This window comes from Pelomonas sp. CA6, from assembly GCF_022549225.1.
Taxonomy (GTDB): domain Bacteria; phylum Pseudomonadota; class Gammaproteobacteria; order Burkholderiales; family Burkholderiaceae_C; genus Roseateles.
This window is the reverse complement of sequence record NZ_JAKZFD010000015.1, coordinates 64,917-84,719: the sequence shown is the minus strand read 5'-3', so window position 1 is coordinate 84,719 and position 19,803 is coordinate 64,917. Positions and strand designations below refer to the sequence as shown.

Below are 19,803 nucleotides of genomic sequence, written 5' to 3'. Positions count from 1 at the left end.
TGACCCCAAGGTGCGCGCCGCCTATCTGGGCGAGTGAGGCCTTCGCATGCCGCGCCGGCGGTGCCGGCGCGAACCGAGTTTTCCAGTGCGGGCTTCTGGGGCGCGAGCCCCCGGTCCGGCGAGAGCGCCCGCCCGCGCGCTCGGTGACCCGCCGGACCACCTTCAGGAGACAGACTTGAACCACAAGCTTCCCGTGATGCTGGCCGTTGCTGCGGCCGCAGCCTTGCTGTCGGGCGCCGCTTCGGCGCAGGAACTGATCGTCAAGATCGGCCACGTGGGCCCCACCAGCGGCGCGGTCGCTCACCTGGGCAAGGACAACGAGCTGGGCGCCCGTATGGCGATCGACGAGCTCAACGCCAAGGGCGTGACCATCGGCGGCAAGAAGGCCAAGTTCGAACTGCTGGCCGAAGACGATGCCGGCGACCCCAAGCAGGGCACGGCCGCGGCGCAGAAGCTGGTGGATTCCAAAGCCAACGGCGTCATCGGCCATTTGAACTCCGGCACCTCCATCCCGGCGTCCAAGGTCTACAGCGACGCGGGCATCCCGCAGATCTCGCCCTCGGCCACCAACCCCAAGTTCACCCGCAACGGCTACAAGACCACCTTCCGCGTGGTCGCCGACGACGTGCACCTGGGCGGCACGCTGGGCAAGTACGCGGTGACCCAGCTGAAGGGCAAGAACATCGCCGTGATCGACGACCGCACGGCCTATGGCCAGGGCGTGGCCGACGAGTTCGAGAAGGGCGTGAAGGCCTCCGGCGGCAAGGTGGTGGGCCGCGAGTTCACCAACGACAAGGCGACCGACTTCACCGCCATCCTGACCAGCCTGAAGGCGAAGAAGCCCGACGTGGTGTTCTTCGGCGGCATGGACGCGGTGGCCGGCCCGATGCTGCGCCAGATGAAGCAGCTGGGCATCAGCGCCAAGTTCATGGGCGGCGACGGCGTCTGCACCGGCGAGCTGCCCAAGCTGTCCGCCGGCACCATGGGTGACGAGCAGGTGGTCTGCGCCGAGGCCGGTGGCGTCGAGGGCGAATCGAAGAAGTCGCTGGACGAGTTCAAGGTCCGGTTCAAGCAGAAGTACAACGTCGACGTGCAGATCTACGCGCCTTACGTGTACGACGCCGTCAACCTGATGGTGGCGGCCATGGTGAAGGCCGGCTCGGCCGAACCCGCGAAGTACCTGCCGGCGCTGGCCAAGACCGAAGGCTACAAGGGCGTGACCGGCACGATCGCCTTCGACAGCAAGGGCGACATCAAGAATGGCGCGCTGACGCTCTACACCTTCAAGGGCGGCAAGCGCGAAGCCATAGGCGTGGTGCGCTGATCGGCGCCTGGCCCGGGCGGCGCGTTGCCGCCCGCGCCTATCGATCGGCATTCTCTTGCCCGGAGCGCCAGGCGGCGCCCCGGGCTTTTTTGTGTTCGCCGCCAGCGGGCGGGGCGGCGCTCGCCCACGGGGGAAACACCGACCGGGGAGGCGGCGAAGCGCCGCCTAGAATCCCGCCAGGAGCAGAAGAGGAGACACCATGGTCACGGCCCGTCGCGGCAAGACAGCAGCCACCGGCAGCGAAGAGGCAGGCAGTGCCGCCAAGGGGCCGCGCGTGCTGAAGAAATATCCCAACCGGCGCCTCTACGACACGCAGACCAGCAGCTACATCACGCTGGCCGACGTGAAGAAGATGGTGCTGGAGGGCCAGTCCTTCGAGGTGCGCGACGCCAAGAGCAACGAGGACCTGACCCGCTCCATCCTGCTGCAGATCATCCTCGAGGAGGAGACCGGCGGCGTGCCCATGTTCAGCACCTCGGCGCTGGAGCAGATCATCCGCTTCTACGGCCATGCGATGCAGGGCGTGATGGGCGCCTATCTCGAGCAGAACATGCAGGCCTTCACCGATCTGCAGCAGAAGTTCGCCGAGCAGAGCAAGGGCCTGGCCTTCAGCCCCGAGCTGTGGACCCAGTTCATGAGTGCCCAGGCGCCGGTGATGCAGGGCCTGATGGGCAACTACATGGCGCAGTCCAAGAACCTGTTCTCGCAGATGCAGGAGCAGTTCCAACAGGCCGGCAGCCTGTTCCCCGGCATGCCGGGATTCCCGCCCGCGAAGAAGTGATTCAAATATAGCGATCGCTATATTTTCGCGCGGACCGTTCTCGCGCCTCCCATGAAATTGTGGCGCTTGCCCGCCACAGTTGCCGTCCGGTCTCTCGATGGCGCCTTGCGCCTCGTGCGATAGTCGCCGTCATCTCTGGCGACGCCGTTGCGGCATGGCTGAACACTCCCCTCCCCATGGTGCCCGGCAGGGCGCGGCAGCCCTGGCGCTGGGCGCGTTGGGCGTGGTCTATGGCGACATCGGCACCAGCCCGCTGTACACCATGCGCGAGGTGCTCAACCCCGCCAACGGCGTGCAGCTGCAGGCGCCGGACATCATCGGTGCCGTCTCGGCCATTTTCTGGGCCCTGATGCTGGTGGTGACGCTGAAGTACGTGGTGCTGATCCTGCGTGCCGACAACCGCGGCGAGGGCGGCATCATGGCGCTGACCGCGCTGGCCGTGCGCGCGGCGGGCCACACGCCGGCGCGGCGGCGCACGCTGCTGCTGGTGGGCGTCTGCGGTGCCGCGCTGTTCTATGGCGACAGCGTGATCACGCCGGCCATTTCGGTGATGGGCGCGGTCGAGGGGCTGGAGATCCTGACCCCGGTGCTCAAACCTTTCGTGATGCCGATCTCGCTGGTGGTGCTGGTGGGGCTGTTCCTGATCCAGCGCCATGGCACGGCGACGGTGGGCGTGCTGTTCGGCCCGGTGATGCTGCTGTGGTTCCTGGTGCTGGGTGGCACCGGGCTGATGCAGATCCTGCAGCAGCCGCAGATCCTGCAGGCGCTCAACCCGCTGCATGGGCTGGGCTTTCTGCAGGCGCGCGGCTGGTCCTTGTTCCTGCTCGTCGGCGCGCTGGTGCTGGCGCTGACGGGGGCGGAGGCGCTCTACGCCGATCTGGGCCATTTCGGCAAGAAGCCCATCCGCCTGGCCTGGACCACGCTGGTGCTGCCGACGCTGGCGCTCAACTACGCGGGGCAAGGGGCGCTGCTGATGCACGACCCGTCGGCGATCGACAACCCCTTCTTCCGCCTCTTCCCGTCGGCGCTGATGCTGCCGGCGGTGCTGCTGGCCACGCTGGCCTCGGTGATCGCATCGCAGGCGGTGATCTCCGGCGCCTTCTCCCTGACCAAGGAGGCGATCCAGCTGGGCCTGCTGCCGCGCATGCGCGTGGTCTACACCTCGGCGCATGCGATGGGGCAGGTCTATCTGCCCGCGATCAACTGGACGCTGCTCGTCGCGGTGCTGTTGGCGGTGCTGGGCTTCGAGAGCTCCTCCGCGCTGGCCTCGGCCTATGGCATCGCGGTGACCATCACCATGCTGATCACCACGGTGCTGACCTTCTTCGTCGTCCGGTATGCCTGGAACTATCCGCCCGCGCTGGCCTGGGCCGCGACCGCGGGCTTCCTGCTGGTGGACGCGGTGCTGGTGCTGTCTTGCTCGCTGAAGCTGCTGCAGGGCGGCTGGTTCCCGCTGGCACTGGGGCTGGCGCTGTTCCTGGTGATGGCTACCTGGCGCCTGGGGCGCGAGCGGCTCAATGCCCATGTGCTGGGCGACGACCCGCCGCTGCTGCCCTTCCTGCAGGCGCTGGCGCAGGGCCAGACCGGGCCGCGGCCACAGCGCATCGCGGTCTACCCGACGCCGCAGACCGACACCGTGCCCGCCGCGCTGCTGCACAACCTGAAGCACTACCAGCTGCTGCACCAGTACAACATCCTCGTCACGGTGCGCTTTGAGGTACTGCCCTACATCCCGGAGGACCAGCAGCTGGAGGTGGAGGCGCTGCCGGCCGGCTTCTGGCGCGTGCAGATCCGCTATGGCTTCAAGGACGAGCCCAACATCCCGCTGGCGCTGGGGCGCTGCGCGCGCCACGACCTGCAGTTCGATCCCTTCCTGGCGTCCTATTTCCTCAGCCGCGACGTGGTGGTGCCGGATGGCGGCCCCAGTCGCTCCGGCATGGCGCGCTGGCGGCGCCATTTGTTCGCCGCCATGGCGCGCAACGGCAGCAGTGCCGCGGACTACTTCCGCCTGCCGGACAACTGCGTGATCGAGCTGGGCTCGCGCGTGCAGCTGTGAGGTCCCGCCGGCCCCCGAGGCTCAGCCGGCGCGCCGACGCGGGGGTGGCTCCGCGGCCCTGAGCCGTTCGCGCAGGAAGTCGACGAAGACGCGGACCTTGGGCGACAGGTGGCGGCTGCTGGGCCAGACCGCGCGGAAGCGGCCGCTGGGGCGCGGGTCGAGTTCCAGCACCAGCCGCAGCGCGCCGCTCTCCAGCGGTTCGCGCACCAGGAAGTCGGGCATGCAGCCGATGCCCAGCCCGCCCAGCGCCGCGCCGCGGACCGCCTCCATGTTGTTGAACACCAGGCTGCGGCGCAGCCGCAGCGCGGGCGGCTCCGAGCCGTGCTCATCCGTGCCCAAGGGCCAGTCGAGCAGGCGGCCAGAGTTGGGGAAGCGGAAGCGGATGCCGTCGTGCCGGTCCAGCTCGCTCACGCGGGTGGGCAGGCCGCGGCGCGCCAGGTAGGCGGGCGAGGCGCAGAGCACGGTCCGGTAGTGCCACAGCGGCAGGCTGACCAGCCGCGAGTCCGGCAGGTCGCCGCTGCGGATCGCGATGTCCACACTGTCGTCGATCAGGTCGACCAGGCGGTCGTTGAAGTCGATATCCAGCTCGATCTCGGGGTAACGCTCCAGGAAGTCGGGCAGCAGCGGCAGCAGCAGGTGGTAGGTGACGATGGGGACGCTGACCCGCAGCCGGCCGCGCGGCGCGCCGGCGGCCTGCGAGACCATGGTGCGTGCGTCATCCAGGTCGTCCAGGATGCGCCGACAGCGCTCATGGAACTGGCGCCCCTCGTCGGTCAGCGCGATGCGGCGTGTGCTGCGCTGGAGCAGACGCACGCCCAGCTCCTGTTCCAGCCGCGTGACTGCCTTGCCCACAGCGGACGCGGAGATGCCCAGCGCCCGCCCGGCCGCGACAAAGCTGCCCAGGTCGGCGCTGCGGACAAAGGCCAGTAGGCCGGAAAAGCTGGACGTGGAAGAGGAATCCATGGCGACGAGTGGGAGGGGCTGGGTTTAATTAGAGCGTTTGGTTCCTGGTTGAAGGGAATATCGCCGCTGTATTTGATGAATGCGGACATCGTATCTTCAATGGACTTCAACCACGGCGCCGGGCCCCAGGTCCGGCCACGACGATGTCCCTGTCTGCCCCTGTTCCTGCTCTTTCGTCCGAGCGCCGCCGGCAACGCCGGGTGCTGCTCTCCGTCTGCATGGCGTCGGCGGCCATGCCCATGGTCTTCACCGGGCCGGCGGTCGCGCTGGGTGGCATCGCGGACGAGTTGTCGGCCTCCGCGGCCGCGCTGGCCTGGGTGACCAACGCCTTCATGCTGGCCTTCGGCAGTTGCCTGCTCACCGCGGGCGCGCTGGCCGATCGCCTCGGGCGGCGGCGCGTCTTCCTGTCCGGCGCGGCGTTGTTCCTGGTGGCGTCGCTGGCGCTGGCGTTTGCGCCCGGCATGTGGAGCTTCAACCTGCTGCGCGGCCTGCAGGGCGTGGCTGGCGCGGCCATCTTCGCCGGCGGCGCCGCCGCGCTGGCGCAGGAGTTCGACGGCGAGGCGCGCACCCGGGCGTTCAGCTGGCTGGGCACCAGCTTCGGCATGGGGCTGGTGCTGGGGCCGCTCACGGCCGGCGCGCTGGCGGCGGCCTGGGGGTGGCGCGCCATCTTCGCGCTGGTCCTGGTGCTGATGTTGGGCGCGGTGCTGCTCTGCCTGAATGCCATGCGCGAATCGCGCGACCCCGGGGCCGGCGCCTTTGATTGGGCCGGCGCGCTGGTCTTCATGCTGGCCTTGACGGCGCTGACCTGCGCCGTGCTGCTGTCGGCGCAGAGCGGCGGGGCGGACCGCTTCGTGCTCGCGGGTCTGGCCGTGGCGGCGCTGCTGTTCGGCGTTTTCGTCGGCATCGAGCGCCGCTCGCCGGCGCCCATGCTGGATTTGTCGCTGTTCCGCTATCGCCGCTTCATCGGCATCCAGCTGCTGGCGGCGGCGCCGGCCTATGCCTTCGTGGTGTTGCTGGTGCTGCTGCCCATCCGCTTCGCCGGCATCGAGGGGATGGCGCCGGGGCTGACGGGCTGGCTGATGGCCGCGCTGTCGGCGCCGCTGCTGGTGCTGCCGCTGGCGGCCGGGCGGGCGACGCGCTGGTGCTCGCCGGCCGTGCTCTGCGGCGCCGGTTTGCTGGTGGCGGCGGCCGGCCTGCTGTGGCTGGCCCAGGCTCGCCACGGGATGACGGCGATTCCGGCGATGGCGCTGATCGGCATCGGCATCAGCCTGCCCTGGGGGCTGATGGACGGGCTGGCGGTCAGCGTCGTCCCGGTGGAGCGCGCCGGCATGGCCGCGGGCATCTTCAGCACCACCCGTGTCGCGGGCGAGGGCGTGGCGCTGGCCCTGGTCAGCGCCGTGCTGGCCGGCCTCATCCAGCAGCGGCTGGCCGCACTGCCCGGCGCGCCCGCGACCGCGGAGCTGCTCGCCGCCGGCCGGCTGGCCGAGGCCCTGCAGCTGCAGGCCGGGCTGACGCCGGACGTGCTGGTCCAGGCCTACGAGGACGCGTTCTCGCGCTTGCTGCAGGGGCTGTCCGCCGTCACGGTGCTGACCGCGCTGGTGGTGCTGGTCTTCCTGCGCCATCCGGAACGTCGTGAGCGCGTCCGCGACCCTGCATCCGGGGCGGGCCTGGAAGCCCTGGAGCGCCAGCCCATCCGGTAGGCTCGCATACAATACCGGCCCAGCTCTTCAGCCAGGTCGCCCGGCGGAACTCAAATGGAATCAACGACTTACGACACCTCCGCCGGCAAGCAGGCCGCTGCTCCCAAGATCGGCTTCGTCAGCCTGGGTTGCCCCAAGGCGCTCACCGACTCCGAGCTGATCCTGACCCAGCTGCGCGCCGAGGGCTACGAGACCTCCAAGACCTTTGCCGGCGCGGACCTGGTGATCGTCAACACCTGCGGCTTCATCGACGACGCGGTGAAGGAGAGCCTGGACACCATCGGCGAGGCGCTGGCCGAGAACGGCAAGGTGATCGTCACCGGCTGCCTGGGCGCCAAGGCGGGCCATGCGGGCGAGGGCAGCAACCTGGTGCGCGAGATGCATCCCAGCGTGCTGGCCGTGACCGGGCCGCATGCGACGCAGGAGGTGATGGACGCGGTGCACACGTACGTGCCCAAGCCGCACGATCCCTTCATCGACCTGGTGCCGGAGGCGCGCGGCGTGGCCGGCATCAAGCTGACGCCCAAGCACTACGCCTACCTGAAGATCAGCGAGGGCTGTAACCATCGCTGCAGCTTCTGCATCATCCCCAGCATGCGCGGCGACCTGGTGTCGCGCCCGATCGGCGACGTGCTGTCGGAGGCGCGCGCGCTGTTCGAGTCCGGCGTCAAGGAGCTGCTGGTGATCAGCCAGGACACCAGCGCCTATGGCGTGGACGTGAAGTACCGCACCGGCTTCTGGGACGGCAAGCCGGTGAAGACGCGCATGTTCGACCTGGTGGCGCAGCTGGGCGAGCTGGCCCAGGCGCATGGGGCCTGGGTGCGGCTGCACTACGTCTATCCCTATCCGCATGTGGACGAGGTGCTGCCGCTGATGGCGCAAGGGCTGATCCTGCCCTACCTGGATGTGCCCTTCCAGCATGCCCACCCAGACGTGCTCAAGCGCATGAAGCGGCCCGCCAACGGCGAGAAAAACCTGGAGCGCATCCAGCGCTGGCGCGAGATCTGCCCGGAGCTGGTGATCCGCTCCACCTTCATCGCGGGCTTCCCGGGCGAGACGGAGGAAGAATTCCAGACCCTGCTGGACTTCATGCAGGAAGCGCAGATCGACCGCGCTGGCTGCTTCGCCTATTCGCCGATCGAGGGCGCGGGTGCGAACGCGCTGCCCGGCGCGCTGCCGGACGCGCTGCGCGAGGAGCGTCGCGCGCGCTTCATGGCGGTGGCCGAACAGGTGTCCATCGCCAAGCTGCAGCGCCGCGTCGGCGCGACCATGCAGGTGCTGATCGATTCCGCGCCGGCGCTGGGCCGCAAGGGCGGGGTGGGGCGCTCGTATGCCGATGCCCCGGAGATCGATGGCAGCGTGCGCCTGCTGCCGCCCGAGAAGGCGAGCAAGCAGCTGCGCGTGGGCGAGTTCACCCGCGCGCGCATCGTCGCCGCCGAAGGGCATGACCTGGTCGCCTTGCCGCTCTGAGGCCGCCATGAGCCATTCCGACCGCCCCGAGACCGCGCCGGCCGCCGAAGGCCTGAGCACCCAGCTGGTCCACCACCCCTACCGTCCGCCGCAAGGGTGGTCGGCGATGCCGGTACCGGTGGCCAAGGCCTCCACCGTGCTGTTCCGCGACACCGCGGACCTGCATCACTACAAGCCGCGCGACGGCAAGAGTTACCGCTATGGCCTGCATGGCACGCCCACCAGCTACACGCTGTGCGCGCGCGTGGCCACGCTGGAGGGCGCCGAGCACTGCCTGCTGGTGCCCAGCGGCCTGGCCGCGATCACGCTGGTCAGCCTGGCGCTGCTGCGCCCCGGCGACGAGGTGCTGCTGCCCGACAACGTCTATGGACAGAACCGCCATCTGACGCTGAACATGCTGCCGCGCTTCGGCATCACGCACCGCTTCTACGACCCGCTGGACCTGCCGGCCTTCGAAGCCATGCTGGGTGAGAAGACGCGCCTGGTGTGGATCGAGGCGGCCGGCTCGATCACGCTGGAGTTCCCGGACATGGCGGGCCTGGTGCGTGCCTGCAAGGCGCGCGGCATCGTCAGCGCGCTGGACAACACCTGGGGGTCGGGCGTGGCCTTCCGCCCCTTCGATCTGCTGCCGCGGGCCGAACCGGGCCTGGGCGTGGACATCTCCATGCAGGCGCTGACCAAGTACGCCTCCGGCGGCGCGGACGTGTTGATGGGCTCGGTCTGCACGCGCGACGCGGCGCTGCACGAACGGCTCAACGACATGCACGAGCACCTGGGCTACGGGTTGGGGCAGAACGACGTCGAGCTGGTGCTGCGCAATCTGCCGACGCTGGCGCTGCGCTATGCCCACCAGGACGCGACGACGCGCCGGCTGGCGCAGTGGATGGCCGCGCAGCCCGAGGTGGCGAAGGTCTTTCATCCGGCGCTGCCGGGGTCGCCCGGCCACGAGCACTGGCTGCAGCAGAGCAGCGCGGGCGCGGCCTGCCTGTTCTCGGTGGCCTTCCAGCCGCGCTACACGGCGCGGCAGGTGGACGCCTTCGTCGATGCGCTGCAGCGCTTTGGCATCGGCTATTCCTGGGCCGGTCCGATGAGCCTGGCCGTGCCCTACGACCTGAGCCGCAGCCGCTCGCTGGGCCTGCCCTTCGAGGGCCAGACCCTGGTGCGCTTCGCCATCGGGTTGGAAGACGCGGACGACCTGCAGGCCGACCTGGCGCGCGCGCTCTCAGTCCTTCGCGGGGCCTGAGACCTTGTGCCGCATCAGGCGGCCCTTCTCGCGCTCCCAGTCGCGCTTCTTTTCGGTTTCGCGCTTGTCGTGCTGGGCCTTGCCCTTGGCGAGCGCGATTTCCGCTTTCACGCGTCCGTTTTTGTAGTGCAGGTCCAGCGGCACCAGGGTGTAGCCCTTCTGCTCGACCTTGCCGATCAGGCGGCGGATCTCGGCGCGGCTCATCAGCAGCTTGCGCGTGCGGTCGGCCTGCGGATGGACGTGGGTGGAGGCGGTGCGCAGCGGGTTGATGCGGCATCCGATCATGAAGAGCTCGCCCTCGCGGATGACCACATAGCCATCGGGCAGCTGCACCTGGCCGGCCCGTATCGCCTTGACCTCCCAGCCCTCGAGCACGATGCCGGCCTCGAACTGCTCCTCGATGTGGTATTCGAATCGGGCGCGGCGGTTTTCTGCAATGGACATAGGGCTCAATCTGGGGGCGCGGGGGCGCCAATACAATCCCGGCATTGTAAGAAGCACCATGAAGCAAGTTCGGAAGTCAGTCCTCCTCTGGTACTCGCCGCGCGAGATGTACGAGCTGGTCACCTCGGTGGAGCGCTATCCGGAGTTCCTGCCCTGGTGCGAATCGGCCCAGGTGTTGGAGCAACATGAGGACGGCATGACGGCCAAGCTGTCGCTGGCCTATGGCGGCGTGCGCCATGCCTTCACCACGCGCAACACCCAGCAGACGGACCGCCAGGTCGAGATGCGCCTGGTCGACGGGCCGTTCTCGCTGCTGGACGGCGTCTGGCAGTTCCTGCCGCTGGGCAAGCCGGGCGCGGAGGGCGACGCGCAGGCCTGCAAGGTCGAGTTCGACCTGCGCTATGCGTTCAGCAGCAAGGCGCTGGAGGTGGTCGTTTCGCCCGTGTTCGACCGCATCGCCAACACTTTCGTCGACAGCTTCGTGAAGCGGGCCGAGCAGGTCTATGGCGTCCGCTGAGCTGCGCGTGCAGGTGCTGTGGAGCCCGTCGCCGGGCGAGCTGCGCGAGCAAGACCTGACCCTGGCCGCCGGCGCCCGGCTGGTCGACGCCTTGCGGGCCACCGGCTGGTTCGCGGCGGCCATGCCGCTGGGCGAACTCAGGACCGGCATCTGGGGGCGGCTGCAGCCGCTGGACGCGCCGCTGCGTGACGCGGACCGGGTGGAGGTCTACCGGCCGCTGACCGTCGACCCCAAGGAGGCGCGCCGCCAGCGCTACCAGGCCAGCGGCAAGCGCATCGTCACGCGGCACCGGCCGCTGGGCCCCAAGCGCTAGCTGGAGGCGCTCAGCGGCTTCAGCGGCACTCGGCGGCGATCACGGCCTTGACGCGGCGGGTCTCGTCGACGCGCTGCTGGTCGTCCAGGATTTCGCGTTCGCCCTTGTCGTTGGTGCGGGCCAGGCGCACACCTTCCTCGAGCATGCGCAACTGCGCCTGGGCGCGCCGGCAGTTTTCGGCGCGCAGCTCGGCGGCTTTGCGCTCTTCCTCGCGCTGCTTGGCGGCTTCCTGCTGCGCGACGCGGTCGCGCGAGCTGAGGTCCTCACCGGGCCGGGCCGAGGAAGCCGGGGCCGATGCCGGCTTGGGGGTCGCGGCCCCGACCGGGGACACCACCACACGCGCCGGCTGGCTGACGGGGCGCACGAGAATGTCCTTGTCCTGCACCTCGGGCGGCGGCGGGCGGTCGCTGTACTGCACGCGCCCCTGGGCATCGCGCCATTTCCATTGCGCCTGCGCATGGGCGGAGCCGGCGGCGAGAGCCATGGCCACGAGCAGCAGGGCCGGGGTCAGGACTCGCAGCGAGGGGCGGTGCGTGCGTTGAAGAGTCATGGCGCGACAGGGGGGGCGGAGCTGTGAACGGAGGTCTCCGGACGGGATTTCCGGGAGCCCCATCAAGTGTAGCGCCGCGGCTTCTCTATAATGCGCCTTTGCGTCTGGAGCTTCCCTCATGCGCCTACTCGGAAAAGCGCTCACCTTCGACGATGTGTTGCTGGTGCCGGCGTTCTCCCAGGTGTTGCCGCGCGACACCAGTCTTGCCACCCAATTCACCCGCGACATCCGGCTGAACCTGCCTCTGGTTTCGGCGGCGATGGATACCGTGACCGAGGCGCGCCTGGCGATCGCGATCGCCCAGGAAGGCGGCATCGGCATCGTGCACAAGAACCTGACGCCTCAGCAGCAGGCGGCCGAGGTGGCCCGCGTGAAGCGCTACGAATCCGGCGTGCTGCGTGATCCGATCACCATCACGCCCGAGACCACGGTGCGCCAGGTCAAGCAGCTCAGCGAGCAGCACGGCATCTCCGGCTTCCCGGTGCTGCTGGGCAGCAAGGTCGTGGGCATCGTCACCGGCCGCGACCTGCGCTTCGAGACCCGCATGGAGGCGCCGGTGCGCGAGATCATGACGCCGGCCGAGCGCCTGATCACGGTCAAGGAAGGCGCCTCGCTGGACGAGGGCAAGGCGCTGATGCACAAGCACAAGCTGGAGCGCGTGCTGGTGGTCAACGACGCCTTCGAGCTGCGCGGCCTGATGACGGTGAAGGACATCACCAAGCAGACCAACTTCCCCAACGCCGCGCGTGACGCGCACGGCAAGCTGCGCGTGGGCGCGGCGGTCGGCGTGGGCGAGGGCACCGAAGAGCGCGTGGAGCTGCTGGTGCGGGCCGGCGTGGACGCCATCGTGGTGGACACGGCGCATGGCCACAGCTCCGGCGTGATCGAGCGCGTGCGCTGGGTCAAGAAGAACTACCCGCAGGTCCAGGTCATCGGCGGCAACATCGCCACCGGCGCCGCGGCGCTGGCGCTGGTCGAGGCCGGCGCCGACGCGGTGAAGGTGGGCATCGGCCCCGGCTCGATCTGCACCACGCGCATCGTCGCCGGCGTCGGCGTGCCGCAGATCACCGCGATCGACTATGTCGCCACCGCGCTCAAGGGCACCGGCGTGCCGCTGATCGCGGACGGCGGCATCCGCTACTCGGGCGACATCGCCAAGGCCGTCGCCGCTGGCGCGAGCACGGTGATGATGGGCGGCATGTTCGCCGGCACCGAGGAAGCGCCCGGCGAGGTCATCCTGTACCAGGGGCGCTCGTACAAGAGCTACCGCGGCATGGGCTCGATCGGCGCGATGAAGGCCGGCTCGGCCGATCGCTACTTCCAGGAAAACGACGAGACCACGAATCCCAACGCGGACAAGCTGGTGCCCGAGGGCATCGAAGGCCGCGTGCCCTACAAGGGCTCGATGATCGCGATCGTCTACCAGATGGCCGGTGGCTTGCGCGCCTCCATGGGCTATTGCGGCTGCGCCAGCATCGCCGAGATGCATGAGCGCGCCGAGTTCGTCGAGATCACCTCGGCGGGCATCCGCGAGAGCCATGTGCACGACGTGCAGATCACCAAGGAAGCGCCCAACTACCGTTTGGAGTGAGTCTCTTGACCGACTCGGTTTCCACCGACTCGCATGGCGGCCGCAAGGCCGCCATGTCGTTCATCCTGATCGCGGTGCTGATCGACATGGTGTCGATCGGCCTGATCATCCCGGTGCTGCCGCCGCTGGTGGGCACATTCGCAAGCACCCCGTCCGAACACACGCTGGCCTACCTGGCCGTGACCTTCGCGTTCGGGATCGCCAACTTCTTCGGTTCGCCCATCCTGGGCGCGCTGTCCGACCGCTACGGCCGTCGGCCGGTGATGCTGATCGGCTTCTCCGGGCTGGCGCTGAGCTTCTTCGTCACCGCCGCCGCGACCGCGCTGTGGATGTTGGTCGCGGTGCGGCTGCTGTCCGGCGCGATGCAGGCCAATGCCGCGGTCGCCAACGCCTACGTGGCCGACATCACCGCGCCCGAAGACCGCGCCAAGCGCTTCGGCATGCTGGGCGCGGCTTTCGGCATGGGCTTCATCCTCGGGCCGGTGTTGGGCGGGCTGCTGGGCGACATCAACCTGCACCTGCCGTTCTACGTCGCCGGCACGCTGGCGCTGGTGAACTGGGCCTATGGCTTCTTCGTGTTGCCCGAGTCGCTGGCGGCGGACCACCGCCGCCCCTTCGACTGGAAAACCGCCAACCCGGTTTCGGCGCTGAAGAAGCTCACCGGGCTCAAGGGCGTGGGCCTGCTGGTGGGCGTGATCGCGCTGTCGGGTCTGGCGCAGTTGGTGCTGCACACCAGCTGGGTGCTGTATACCGGCTTCAAGTTTGGCTGGGGGCCCAAGGACAACGGGCTGTCGCTGTTCGCGGTGGGCGTGATGTCGGTGCTTGTGCAGGGCTTTCTGCTGCCGCGCCTGCTCAAGCGCTTCTCGGCGTCGCGCCTGGTGCTGATGGGCCTGGCCTCGGCGGTGCTGGCCAACCTGCTGTGGGGTGCCGCGTCGCAGGGCTGGATGATGTATGCCGTCATCGTGATCAACGTGCTGGGCTTCGCCGCCTCGACCGCGCTGCAAAGCCTGATCTCCAACGCCGCCGACGCCAAGACCCAGGGCCAGACCATGGGCGCGGTCGCGTCGCTGAACAGCGTGATGGCGGTGCTGGCGCCGGTGATCGGTTCCGGCTTGATGTACTTCGTCGCCGAGCTGCCCAAGGGCGACTGGCGCATCGGAGCGCCTTTCTATTTCTGCGCCGTGCTGCAGCTGTGCTCGTTGCTGATCGCCTGGCGCCACTTCAGCCGCCTGGGCCAAGCCCAGGCGCTGCCGCAGACTTCCTGAACCTTGACGGGTCTAAGACCCTTGCAGCCCATGCATGACAAAGTCCTCATCCTCGACTTCGGCTCCCAGGTGACGCAGCTGATCGCGCGTCGCGTGCGCGAGGCGCATGTCTACTGCGAGATCCACCCGAACGACGTCAGCGATGCCTTCGTGCGCGAGTTCGCGCCCAAGGCCATCATCCTGTCGGGCAGCCATGCTTCGACCTACGAGGACCATGAACTGCGCGCGCCGCAGGCGGTGTGGGACCTGGGCGTGCCGGTGCTGGGCATCTGCTATGGCATGCAGACCATGGCGGTGCAGCTGGGCGGCAAGGTGGAGTGGAGCGACCACCGCGAATTCGGGTATGCCGAGGTGCGCGCCCACGGGCATACCCGCTTGCTGGACGGCATCCAGGACTTCGCCACCGCGGAGGGCCACGGCATGCTCAAGGTCTGGATGAGCCATGGCGACAAGGTCACCGCGCTGCCGCCCGGCTTCAAGCTGCTGGCGAGCACGCCCAACTGCCCCATCGCCGGCATGGCCAACGAGGAGAAGGGCTATTACGCGGTCCAGTTCCACCCCGAGGTGACGCACACGCTGCAGGGCGCGGCGCTGCTGACCCGCTTCGTCCGCGAGATCGCCGGCTGCCAGGGCGACTGGGTGATGGGCAGCTACATCGACGAGGCGGTGGCCCGCATCCGTGAGCAGGTGGGTGACGAAGAGGTGATCCTGGGCCTGTCCGGCGGCGTCGATTCGTCGGTGGCCGCGGCGCTGATCCACCGCGCGATCGGCGACCAGCTGACCTGCGTCTTCGTCGATCACGGCCTGCTGCGCCTGAACGAGGGCGACCTGGTGATGGACATGTTCGCCGGCAAGCTGCACGCCCGGGTGATCCGCGTCGATGCCAGCGAACTCTTCCTCGGCCAACTGGCCGGGGTGACCGACCCGGAGAAGAAGCGCAAGATCATCGGCGGCCTGTTCGTCGACGTGTTCAAGGCCGAGGCCGAGAAGCTCAAGCAGAGCGGCCAGGGCCACAAAGGCGCGACCTTCCTGGCGCAGGGCACCATCTATCCCGACGTGGTCGAGAGCGGCGGCACCAAGACCAAGAAGGCCACCACGATCAAGAGCCACCACAACGTCGGCGGTCTGCCCGAGCAATTGGGCCTGAAGCTGCTGGAGCCGCTGCGCGAGCTGTTCAAGGACGAGGTGCGCGAGCTGGGCGTGGCGCTGGGCCTGCCGGCCGAGATGGTCTACCGCCATCCCTTCCCCGGCCCGGGCCTGGGCGTGCGCATCCTCGGCGAGGTCAGGAAGGACTACGCCGACCTGCTGCGCCGCGCCGACGCGATCTTCATCGAAGAGCTGCGCAACACCCGCGACGAGGCGACGGGCAAGACCTGGTACGAACTGACCAGCCAGGCTTTCACCGTCTTCCTGCCGGTGAAGAGCGTGGGCGTGATGGGCGACGGACGGACCTATGACTATGTCGTCGCGCTGCGCGCGGTGCAGACCAGCGACTTCATGACCGCCGACTGGGCCGAGCTGCCGTACAGCCTGCTCAAGCGCACCTCCAGCCGCATCATCAACGAGGTGCGCGGCATCAATCGCGTGACCTACGACGTGTCCAGCAAGCCGCCGGCGACCATCGAGTGGGAGTGAGAGGGGCGTCCGGCACGGCGGTCAAACCTGGCGCCGTTTCCGGTCGAGGCCGACCCAGCGAAGCAGGGCGGCCGGGTGCTGGCCTGGGCGGGGCGCATTTCCAAGACCTTGGCATGCGGCTTCGCCGGGCCGTCTGAGGGTGGGGCGCGGGCGCGCCCGGATCAGGTCGGCCCCCATTCGACTTCGGCCAGCCCTCGGAACTGCGGGCGGGCAAAGAAAAATCCTTGCATCAGGGTGATGCCAAGGTCCGCGAGGGCATCCCGCTCGCCGGCCGTCTCGACGCCTTCGGCAATCACCAGAGTTCGCAAGTCCGCGCACAGCCGGACCAGATGGTTGACGATGTGGCGTCGCGTGGGGTCGGCGTCGATGCCGCGCACGAGGTCCATGTCGAGTTTGATCAGATCGGGCGTGAAGTCCGCCAGCAACTTCAATCCGGCGTAGCCGGCACCGAAGTCGTCGATGGCGGTCTGGAAGCCGATGCGCTTGTATTCACGCAAGATGGCCGCGAACCATGGCCCGTCCTGTACACGCTCTCCCTCGGTCACCTCGAAAATAATCCGTTGCACCGGGAAGCCAAAGCTGCGTGCGGCCTCCAGCGTCGTGCGGATGCAGATCTCGGGGCGGTAGATCGCGTTGGGTAGAAAGTTGATGGACAGGTGCTCGTCCAGCCCGAGTTCGGCAGCCCGCTTGATGGCCTTGACGCGACAGGCCTGGTCGAAGCGGTACCGGTTGTCATGGGTCACCTGGGACAGGACTTCACGGGCGGGTTCACCGGCGGGGCCGCGCACCAGGGCCTCTCTCGCATAGACCTCGCGCCGCGCCAGATCGACGATGGGCTGGTACGCGAAATCGAAGTGAAAACCGAGTTTGTCACCCCGGGCGCAAGCCGCGCAGTCGGCGGGGGTGCCTTCGAAGGGCACGAAATACGAAGCACCGTCTGGGGAGACCATGGTTTTTGGAGAGGGGGGTAGGTGTCTAGCCTAACCCAGTCTGGAGCATGGCCCAAATCGGAGGGCGGGTGAGCCCGGTCTCAAGGCGCCATGCACGGGCCCTGCTGTCGGCGCCGATCCAGGTCCAGCGTCAGCCGCGAGCCCTGTTCAAAAGTCCAGACATTGCTGCCGCGCATCCGCCCGTGGCGCGCGGGTGGCCCGCGTGTCGCGCCAGGGCGAGCGGGATGCATGTTTTTCGACCAGCGCCGCGCGGGCCGCCCGGACCTCGGCCTGCGCGCGGCGGGCATGGATGCGCTCCCGCGCTTCGCGCAGGGCCTGTTCGAGGTCCAGCAGCGGCTCGGCGATGTCCTGACCCACGCGCACGCCACAGCGGGCCTGAACCGATGCCGGCATGCGCCAGGGCTGGGCCAGCCAGGCGTCGGGCACGCGACGCAGCGCGGGCAGCCAGCGCCGCACGAAGCGGCCCTCGGGGTCCTGGTCTTGCGCCTGCTTCAGCGGGTTGTAGATGCGCGTGGCGTTGATGCCGGTGGTGCCCGACTGCATCTGCAGCTGTGGCCAATGGATGCCCGGCTCATAGTCCAGGAACTGCCGCGCCAGCCACAGGCCTACCGGTCTCCAGTGCAGCCACAAGGGGTAGGCGGCGACGGAGACCAGCATGGCGCGCATGCGGAAGTTGATCCAGCCGGTTTCGCGCAGCATGGCCACGCAGGCATCGACCAACGGCCACCCGGTGCGCCCCTGCATGAGCGCGGCCAGGCGGTCGGGGTGGGCCTCGGGGTCGCGCAGGTCCTCATACCCGGGGTGCAGGCAGCGGAACTCGAGCGCCGGCTCCGATTCCAGCTTCTGGATGAAGTGGCCCTGCCAGTGCAGCCGGCTCAGGAAGGCCTGCAAGCCCTGGCGCTGACGCTGCGCGAGCGGATCCGGCCGATCGGCCAGGGCCCGCAGCCGCTCGCGCGTGGCCTGCACCACCTCGCGCACGCTCAGGCAGCCCCAGGCCAGATAGGGCGAGAGCCGGGAGCAGGCGCTGGGGGCCGTCAACGGAGAGGACAAGCCGCTCCGGTACATCGCACTGCGCTCGTCGAGAAAATCCCGCAGCACCTGCTGCGCGCGATGGCGTCCGCCGCGCTGTCGCTGCGGCACTGGCGGGCTCGGCAGGCCGAGCTCGGCCGCGGAGGGCCAGCATTCAGTCGCCGCCGTCCAGATCCGTCCTTGCGCCGCGCCCGGTGCGGGGGAGGGCCATGGCCGCGCACGCATGAAGTCCTGCCATTGCGCCAGCCAGAGGTCCCGGGACGGCAGGCGGCGAACCACGCCCTGCTGCGGCCATTCATGCCAGCGCACCCCCTGCTCGCGACACCACCGGGCCACCGCGCGGTCACGGGCATAACTGTGCGCATTGCCGGTCTCCTGGTGCGACATCAGGGTGTGGAAGGGGGCCTGCTGCCGCAGCCGCGACAGCACGTCCACCGCCTCGCCACGGACGAGTTGCAAGCGCAGGCCCAGCCGGGCCAGTTGTTCCGCAAGGTCCTGCAGGCATTCCAGCAGGAACTCGTAATGCTGGCCGGCCGCGTCGGGCTGCGCCCAGACGCTGGGCTCGACGATGTAGAGGCACATCAGGGGGCCCTGCGCCGCCGCATGGGCCAGGGGCGCATGGTCCTCGATACGCAGGTCGCGCTTGAACCAGACCAGGGCGTAGCTCATGGACAGACCTCAGGCGGCGGTGACGCGGCCCTGGGCGGTCCGGACGAGGGCCGCCGTCGCGATGCCGGGCACCCGCGACCCTGGGGCGTCGGCCACTCGTTCCGCGACATGGCCGGCGCACGGACCGGGTCGGGTCCCGCTGTTCTCGCTCACGGCAGAAGGCGCTCCCATGGGGCCTCTCACACACCCACCGGGGTGAGGGTCAGGCCCTCGTGTCGCGCCACCTGCTCTAGCGCCTCCTCGAACAACGCCCGCGAGCGCGCCGCGACCTGCTGCAGCCCCGCATGCAGCGCTGCGTCCTCTGGGTTGCGGTGCTGGCAGCTGCCGCTGTAAGCCTCGAAGCTGGACAGCAGCATCAGCAGTTCGGCAATGTGGCGTGGGCACTCGCAGGCCAGGGTCGAGGACATGCCGGCGATGGCGGTCAGCTGCGCATCGTCGTAGCGGCGCGCGGGTGGCAGGGCGGGGGCCGGGGCGGTGTCGACCGAAGGCACAGGCTGGGGCGCCGCGGGGGCGGCGGACGGATGCATCTGCAGCGGCGCGAGCCAGGCGCCCAGGCTCTCGTCATCGGGCGGCTCGCGCAGCAGCAGGATCCGGTCCGACGCCAGTGCCGCTGTCGCCGCTGCGCTGCCGAAGCGGTAGACGGCGGCCACCGATCGCGCCCGCAGGGCCGACTGGGCGGCCCGCAACTCGGCCGGGGTTTCCGGCAGCAGGCTGGGTGTGTGCCAGACGAGCAGGTCGCAGGGGCCGGCCAGCGCTGATCGGGCCGCCTCCGTCAGCGACTCGTGCACCGCCAGCAGACGCACGGGCGCGCCCAGCTGGCGGGCCACCGCCGGGCGCGCCAGCCGCGCCGCGAGCGCGGGGCCCACGACCACCAGACGCAGCGGCGCGCCCACGGCGGGCAGGGACGGGGTGCCGGCCGCCGCGCGCGGCGGCAGCGAACCGGCGAGGTCCTGCAAGGCTTCCAAGCCCAGGGAGGAGAGCGAGCCGATGGCATGGCCTTGCTGCGTCAGCGCGCGCAACAGCTGGAGGCGCTCAAGATCGGCCTGTGTGTAGAGCCGGTGCCCCGAGGGCGCCGTGCGCGGACGCACGGCCTGGTAACGCTGCTCCCAGATGCGCAGGGTGGCCACCGGCATCTGCACCAGGCGCGCCGCCGCGGCGCTACGAAACATGGTTTCGGCCTGACGAGGAGGGCTGTGGGGCTTGGGAGGCATCGGGTTTGTTGGATTGAGTTCAGTGTGAGTTGGATATTGGCACAAAAATAGGAAGAATCCTTCAATGAATCTGAATTGAGTTTGATTTGCTA

At 69.2% G+C, this 19,803-nt stretch carries 17 protein-coding genes; 11 read left to right on the top strand and 6 right to left on the bottom strand.

Annotated features, from left to right (window positions below):
- Positions 1 to 196: 196 nt before the first annotated feature.
- From LZ017_RS20625 to LZ017_RS20615, 3 genes are all read left to right on the top strand, one after another.
- The gene (locus LZ017_RS20625; protein ID WP_241398816.1) at positions 197 to 1,324 is read left to right on the top strand and encodes a branched-chain amino acid ABC transporter substrate-binding protein; all 1,128 of its coding nucleotides are present in this window, start codon (positions 197 to 199) and stop codon (positions 1,322 to 1,324) included.
- Between the two features lie 199 nt (positions 1,325 to 1,523).
- Positions 1,524 to 2,105, top strand: coding sequence for a polyhydroxyalkanoate synthesis repressor PhaR (phaR, locus tag LZ017_RS20620; RefSeq protein WP_241398810.1), 582 nt, complete (start codon positions 1,524 to 1,526; stop codon positions 2,103 to 2,105).
- 154 nt (positions 2,106 to 2,259) lie between these two features.
- Complete coding sequence (locus LZ017_RS20615; protein ID WP_241398809.1) at positions 2,260 to 4,161, top strand: potassium transporter Kup; 1,902 nt, start codon at positions 2,260 to 2,262, stop codon at positions 4,159 to 4,161.
- Positions 4,162 to 4,182: 21 nt separating this feature from the next.
- Here LZ017_RS20615 and LZ017_RS20610 read toward each other — a convergent pair whose 3' ends face one another.
- The gene (locus tag LZ017_RS20610) at positions 4,183 to 5,124 is read right to left on the bottom strand and encodes a LysR family transcriptional regulator (RefSeq protein ID WP_241398808.1); all 942 of its coding nucleotides are present in this window, start codon (positions 5,122 to 5,124) and stop codon (positions 4,183 to 4,185) included.
- A gap of 143 nt (positions 5,125 to 5,267) precedes the next feature.
- Here LZ017_RS20610 and LZ017_RS20605 point away from each other — a divergent pair, with 143 nt between their 5' ends.
- The 3 genes from LZ017_RS20605 to LZ017_RS20595 are packed head-to-tail and all read left to right on the top strand — an operon-like array spanning position 5,268 to position 9,537.
- Complete coding sequence (locus tag LZ017_RS20605; RefSeq protein WP_308194094.1) at positions 5,268 to 6,824, top strand: MFS transporter; 1,557 nt, start codon at positions 5,268 to 5,270, stop codon at positions 6,822 to 6,824.
- A gap of 54 nt (positions 6,825 to 6,878) precedes the next feature.
- A complete protein-coding gene (gene rimO / locus LZ017_RS20600; RefSeq protein WP_241398806.1) occupies positions 6,879 to 8,294 on the top strand; it encodes a 30S ribosomal protein S12 methylthiotransferase RimO in 1,416 nt (471 codons plus the stop codon).
- A gap of 7 nt (positions 8,295 to 8,301) precedes the next feature.
- Positions 8,302 to 9,537: a PLP-dependent transferase gene (locus LZ017_RS20595; RefSeq protein WP_241398805.1), complete on the top strand. Its 1,236-nt coding sequence runs from the start codon at positions 8,302 to 8,304 to the stop codon at positions 9,535 to 9,537.
- On the opposite strand, the gene smpB is transcribed toward LZ017_RS20595, so the two are convergent.
- Entirely contained in the window at positions 9,517 to 9,981 is a 465-nt protein-coding gene (gene smpB / locus LZ017_RS20590; RefSeq protein ID WP_241398804.1) for an SsrA-binding protein SmpB, read from the bottom strand. The two genes, LZ017_RS20595 and smpB, sit on opposite strands and share 21 nt — an antisense overlap.
- Positions 9,982 to 10,039: 58 nt before the next feature.
- Here smpB and LZ017_RS20585 point away from each other — a divergent pair, with 58 nt between their 5' ends.
- Both LZ017_RS20585 and LZ017_RS20580 read left to right on the top strand, forming a co-directional pair.
- Positions 10,040 to 10,498 (top strand): type II toxin-antitoxin system RatA family toxin, encoded by a 459-nt coding sequence (locus LZ017_RS20585; protein WP_241398803.1) that lies wholly within the window; start codon positions 10,040 to 10,042, stop codon positions 10,496 to 10,498.
- Positions 10,485 to 10,811, top strand: a complete 327-nt coding sequence (locus LZ017_RS20580; protein WP_241398802.1) for an RnfH family protein — start codon at positions 10,485 to 10,487, stop codon at positions 10,809 to 10,811. Before LZ017_RS20585 ends, LZ017_RS20580 begins: the two co-directional genes overlap by 14 nt.
- A 19-nt stretch (positions 10,812 to 10,830) precedes the next feature.
- Here the strand turns inward: LZ017_RS20580 and LZ017_RS20575 are convergent, their stop codons facing one another.
- Positions 10,831 to 11,361 carry a DUF4124 domain-containing protein gene (locus tag LZ017_RS20575; protein ID WP_241398801.1) on the bottom strand — a complete coding sequence of 177 codons (531 nt, stop codon included), beginning with the start codon at positions 11,359 to 11,361 and terminating at the stop codon, positions 10,831 to 10,833.
- Positions 11,362 to 11,479: 118 nt separating this feature from the next.
- Between LZ017_RS20575 and guaB the strand changes: the two genes are divergently transcribed.
- From guaB to guaA, 3 genes are read left to right on the top strand one after another with little or no spacing between them, the layout of a single operon-like run.
- Entirely contained in the window at positions 11,480 to 12,952 is a 1,473-nt protein-coding gene (gene guaB, locus LZ017_RS20570; RefSeq protein WP_241398800.1) for an IMP dehydrogenase, read from the top strand.
- Positions 12,953 to 12,957: 5 nt separating this feature from the next.
- Positions 12,958 to 14,217: an MFS transporter gene (locus LZ017_RS20565; protein WP_241398799.1), complete on the top strand. Its 1,260-nt coding sequence runs from the start codon at positions 12,958 to 12,960 to the stop codon at positions 14,215 to 14,217.
- Positions 14,218 to 14,247: 30 nt separating this feature from the next.
- Complete coding sequence (gene guaA / locus LZ017_RS20560) at positions 14,248 to 15,852, top strand: glutamine-hydrolyzing GMP synthase (RefSeq protein ID WP_241398798.1); 1,605 nt, start codon at positions 14,248 to 14,250, stop codon at positions 15,850 to 15,852.
- 161 nt (positions 15,853 to 16,013) lie between these two features.
- Here guaA and LZ017_RS20555 read toward each other — a convergent pair whose 3' ends face one another.
- The 3 genes from LZ017_RS20555 to LZ017_RS20545 all read right to left on the bottom strand — a co-directional run bounded on the left by LZ017_RS20555 (position 16,014) and on the right by LZ017_RS20545 (position 19,669).
- Positions 16,014 to 16,802, bottom strand: coding sequence for an EAL domain-containing protein (locus tag LZ017_RS20555; protein WP_241398797.1), 789 nt, complete (start codon positions 16,800 to 16,802; stop codon positions 16,014 to 16,016).
- A gap of 147 nt (positions 16,803 to 16,949) precedes the next feature.
- Entirely contained in the window at positions 16,950 to 18,500 is a 1,551-nt protein-coding gene (locus tag LZ017_RS20550; protein ID WP_241398796.1) for an FAD-binding domain-containing protein, read from the bottom strand.
- Between the two features lie 179 nt (positions 18,501 to 18,679).
- Positions 18,680 to 19,669, bottom strand: coding sequence for a MerR family transcriptional regulator (locus LZ017_RS20545; protein WP_241398795.1), 990 nt, complete (start codon positions 19,667 to 19,669; stop codon positions 18,680 to 18,682).
- Between the last annotated feature and the right edge of the window lie 134 nt (positions 19,670 to 19,803).

What these genes read in the sequence shown, in the direction of transcription:
- LZ017_RS20575 (WP_241398801.1), bottom strand. Translation starts at nt 11,361, where the DNA reads ATGACTCTTCAACGCACGCACCGCCCCTCGCTGCGAGTCCTGACCCCG.
- guaB (WP_241398800.1), top strand. Translation starts at nt 11,480, where the DNA reads ATGCGCCTACTCGGAAAAGCGCTCACCTTCGACGATGTGTTGCTGGTG.
- LZ017_RS20545 (WP_241398795.1), bottom strand. Translation starts at nt 19,669, where the DNA reads ATGTTTCGTAGCGCCGCGGCGGCGCGCCTGGTGCAGATGCCGGTGGCC.
- LZ017_RS20580 (WP_241398802.1), top strand. Translation starts at nt 10,485, where the DNA reads ATGGCGTCCGCTGAGCTGCGCGTGCAGGTGCTGTGGAGCCCGTCGCCG.
- guaA (WP_241398798.1), top strand. Translation starts at nt 14,248, where the DNA reads ATGCATGACAAAGTCCTCATCCTCGACTTCGGCTCCCAGGTGACGCAG.
- LZ017_RS20610 (WP_241398808.1), bottom strand. Translation starts at nt 5,124, where the DNA reads ATGGATTCCTCTTCCACGTCCAGCTTTTCCGGCCTACTGGCCTTTGTC.
- LZ017_RS20595 (WP_241398805.1), top strand. Translation starts at nt 8,302, where the DNA reads ATGAGCCATTCCGACCGCCCCGAGACCGCGCCGGCCGCCGAAGGCCTG.
- rimO (WP_241398806.1), top strand. Translation starts at nt 6,879, where the DNA reads ATGGAATCAACGACTTACGACACCTCCGCCGGCAAGCAGGCCGCTGCT.
- LZ017_RS20555 (WP_241398797.1), bottom strand. Translation starts at nt 16,802, where the DNA reads ATGGTCTCCCCAGACGGTGCTTCGTATTTCGTGCCCTTCGAAGGCACC.
- LZ017_RS20585 (WP_241398803.1), top strand. Translation starts at nt 10,040, where the DNA reads ATGAAGCAAGTTCGGAAGTCAGTCCTCCTCTGGTACTCGCCGCGCGAG.
- smpB (WP_241398804.1), bottom strand. Translation starts at nt 9,981, where the DNA reads ATGTCCATTGCAGAAAACCGCCGCGCCCGATTCGAATACCACATCGAG.
- phaR (WP_241398810.1), top strand. Translation starts at nt 1,524, where the DNA reads ATGGTCACGGCCCGTCGCGGCAAGACAGCAGCCACCGGCAGCGAAGAG.
- LZ017_RS20550 (WP_241398796.1), bottom strand. Translation starts at nt 18,500, where the DNA reads ATGAGCTACGCCCTGGTCTGGTTCAAGCGCGACCTGCGTATCGAGGAC.
- LZ017_RS20625 (WP_241398816.1), top strand. Translation starts at nt 197, where the DNA reads ATGCTGGCCGTTGCTGCGGCCGCAGCCTTGCTGTCGGGCGCCGCTTCG.
- LZ017_RS20615 (WP_241398809.1), top strand. Translation starts at nt 2,260, where the DNA reads ATGGCTGAACACTCCCCTCCCCATGGTGCCCGGCAGGGCGCGGCAGCC.
- LZ017_RS20605 (WP_308194094.1), top strand. Translation starts at nt 5,268, where the DNA reads ATGTCCCTGTCTGCCCCTGTTCCTGCTCTTTCGTCCGAGCGCCGCCGG.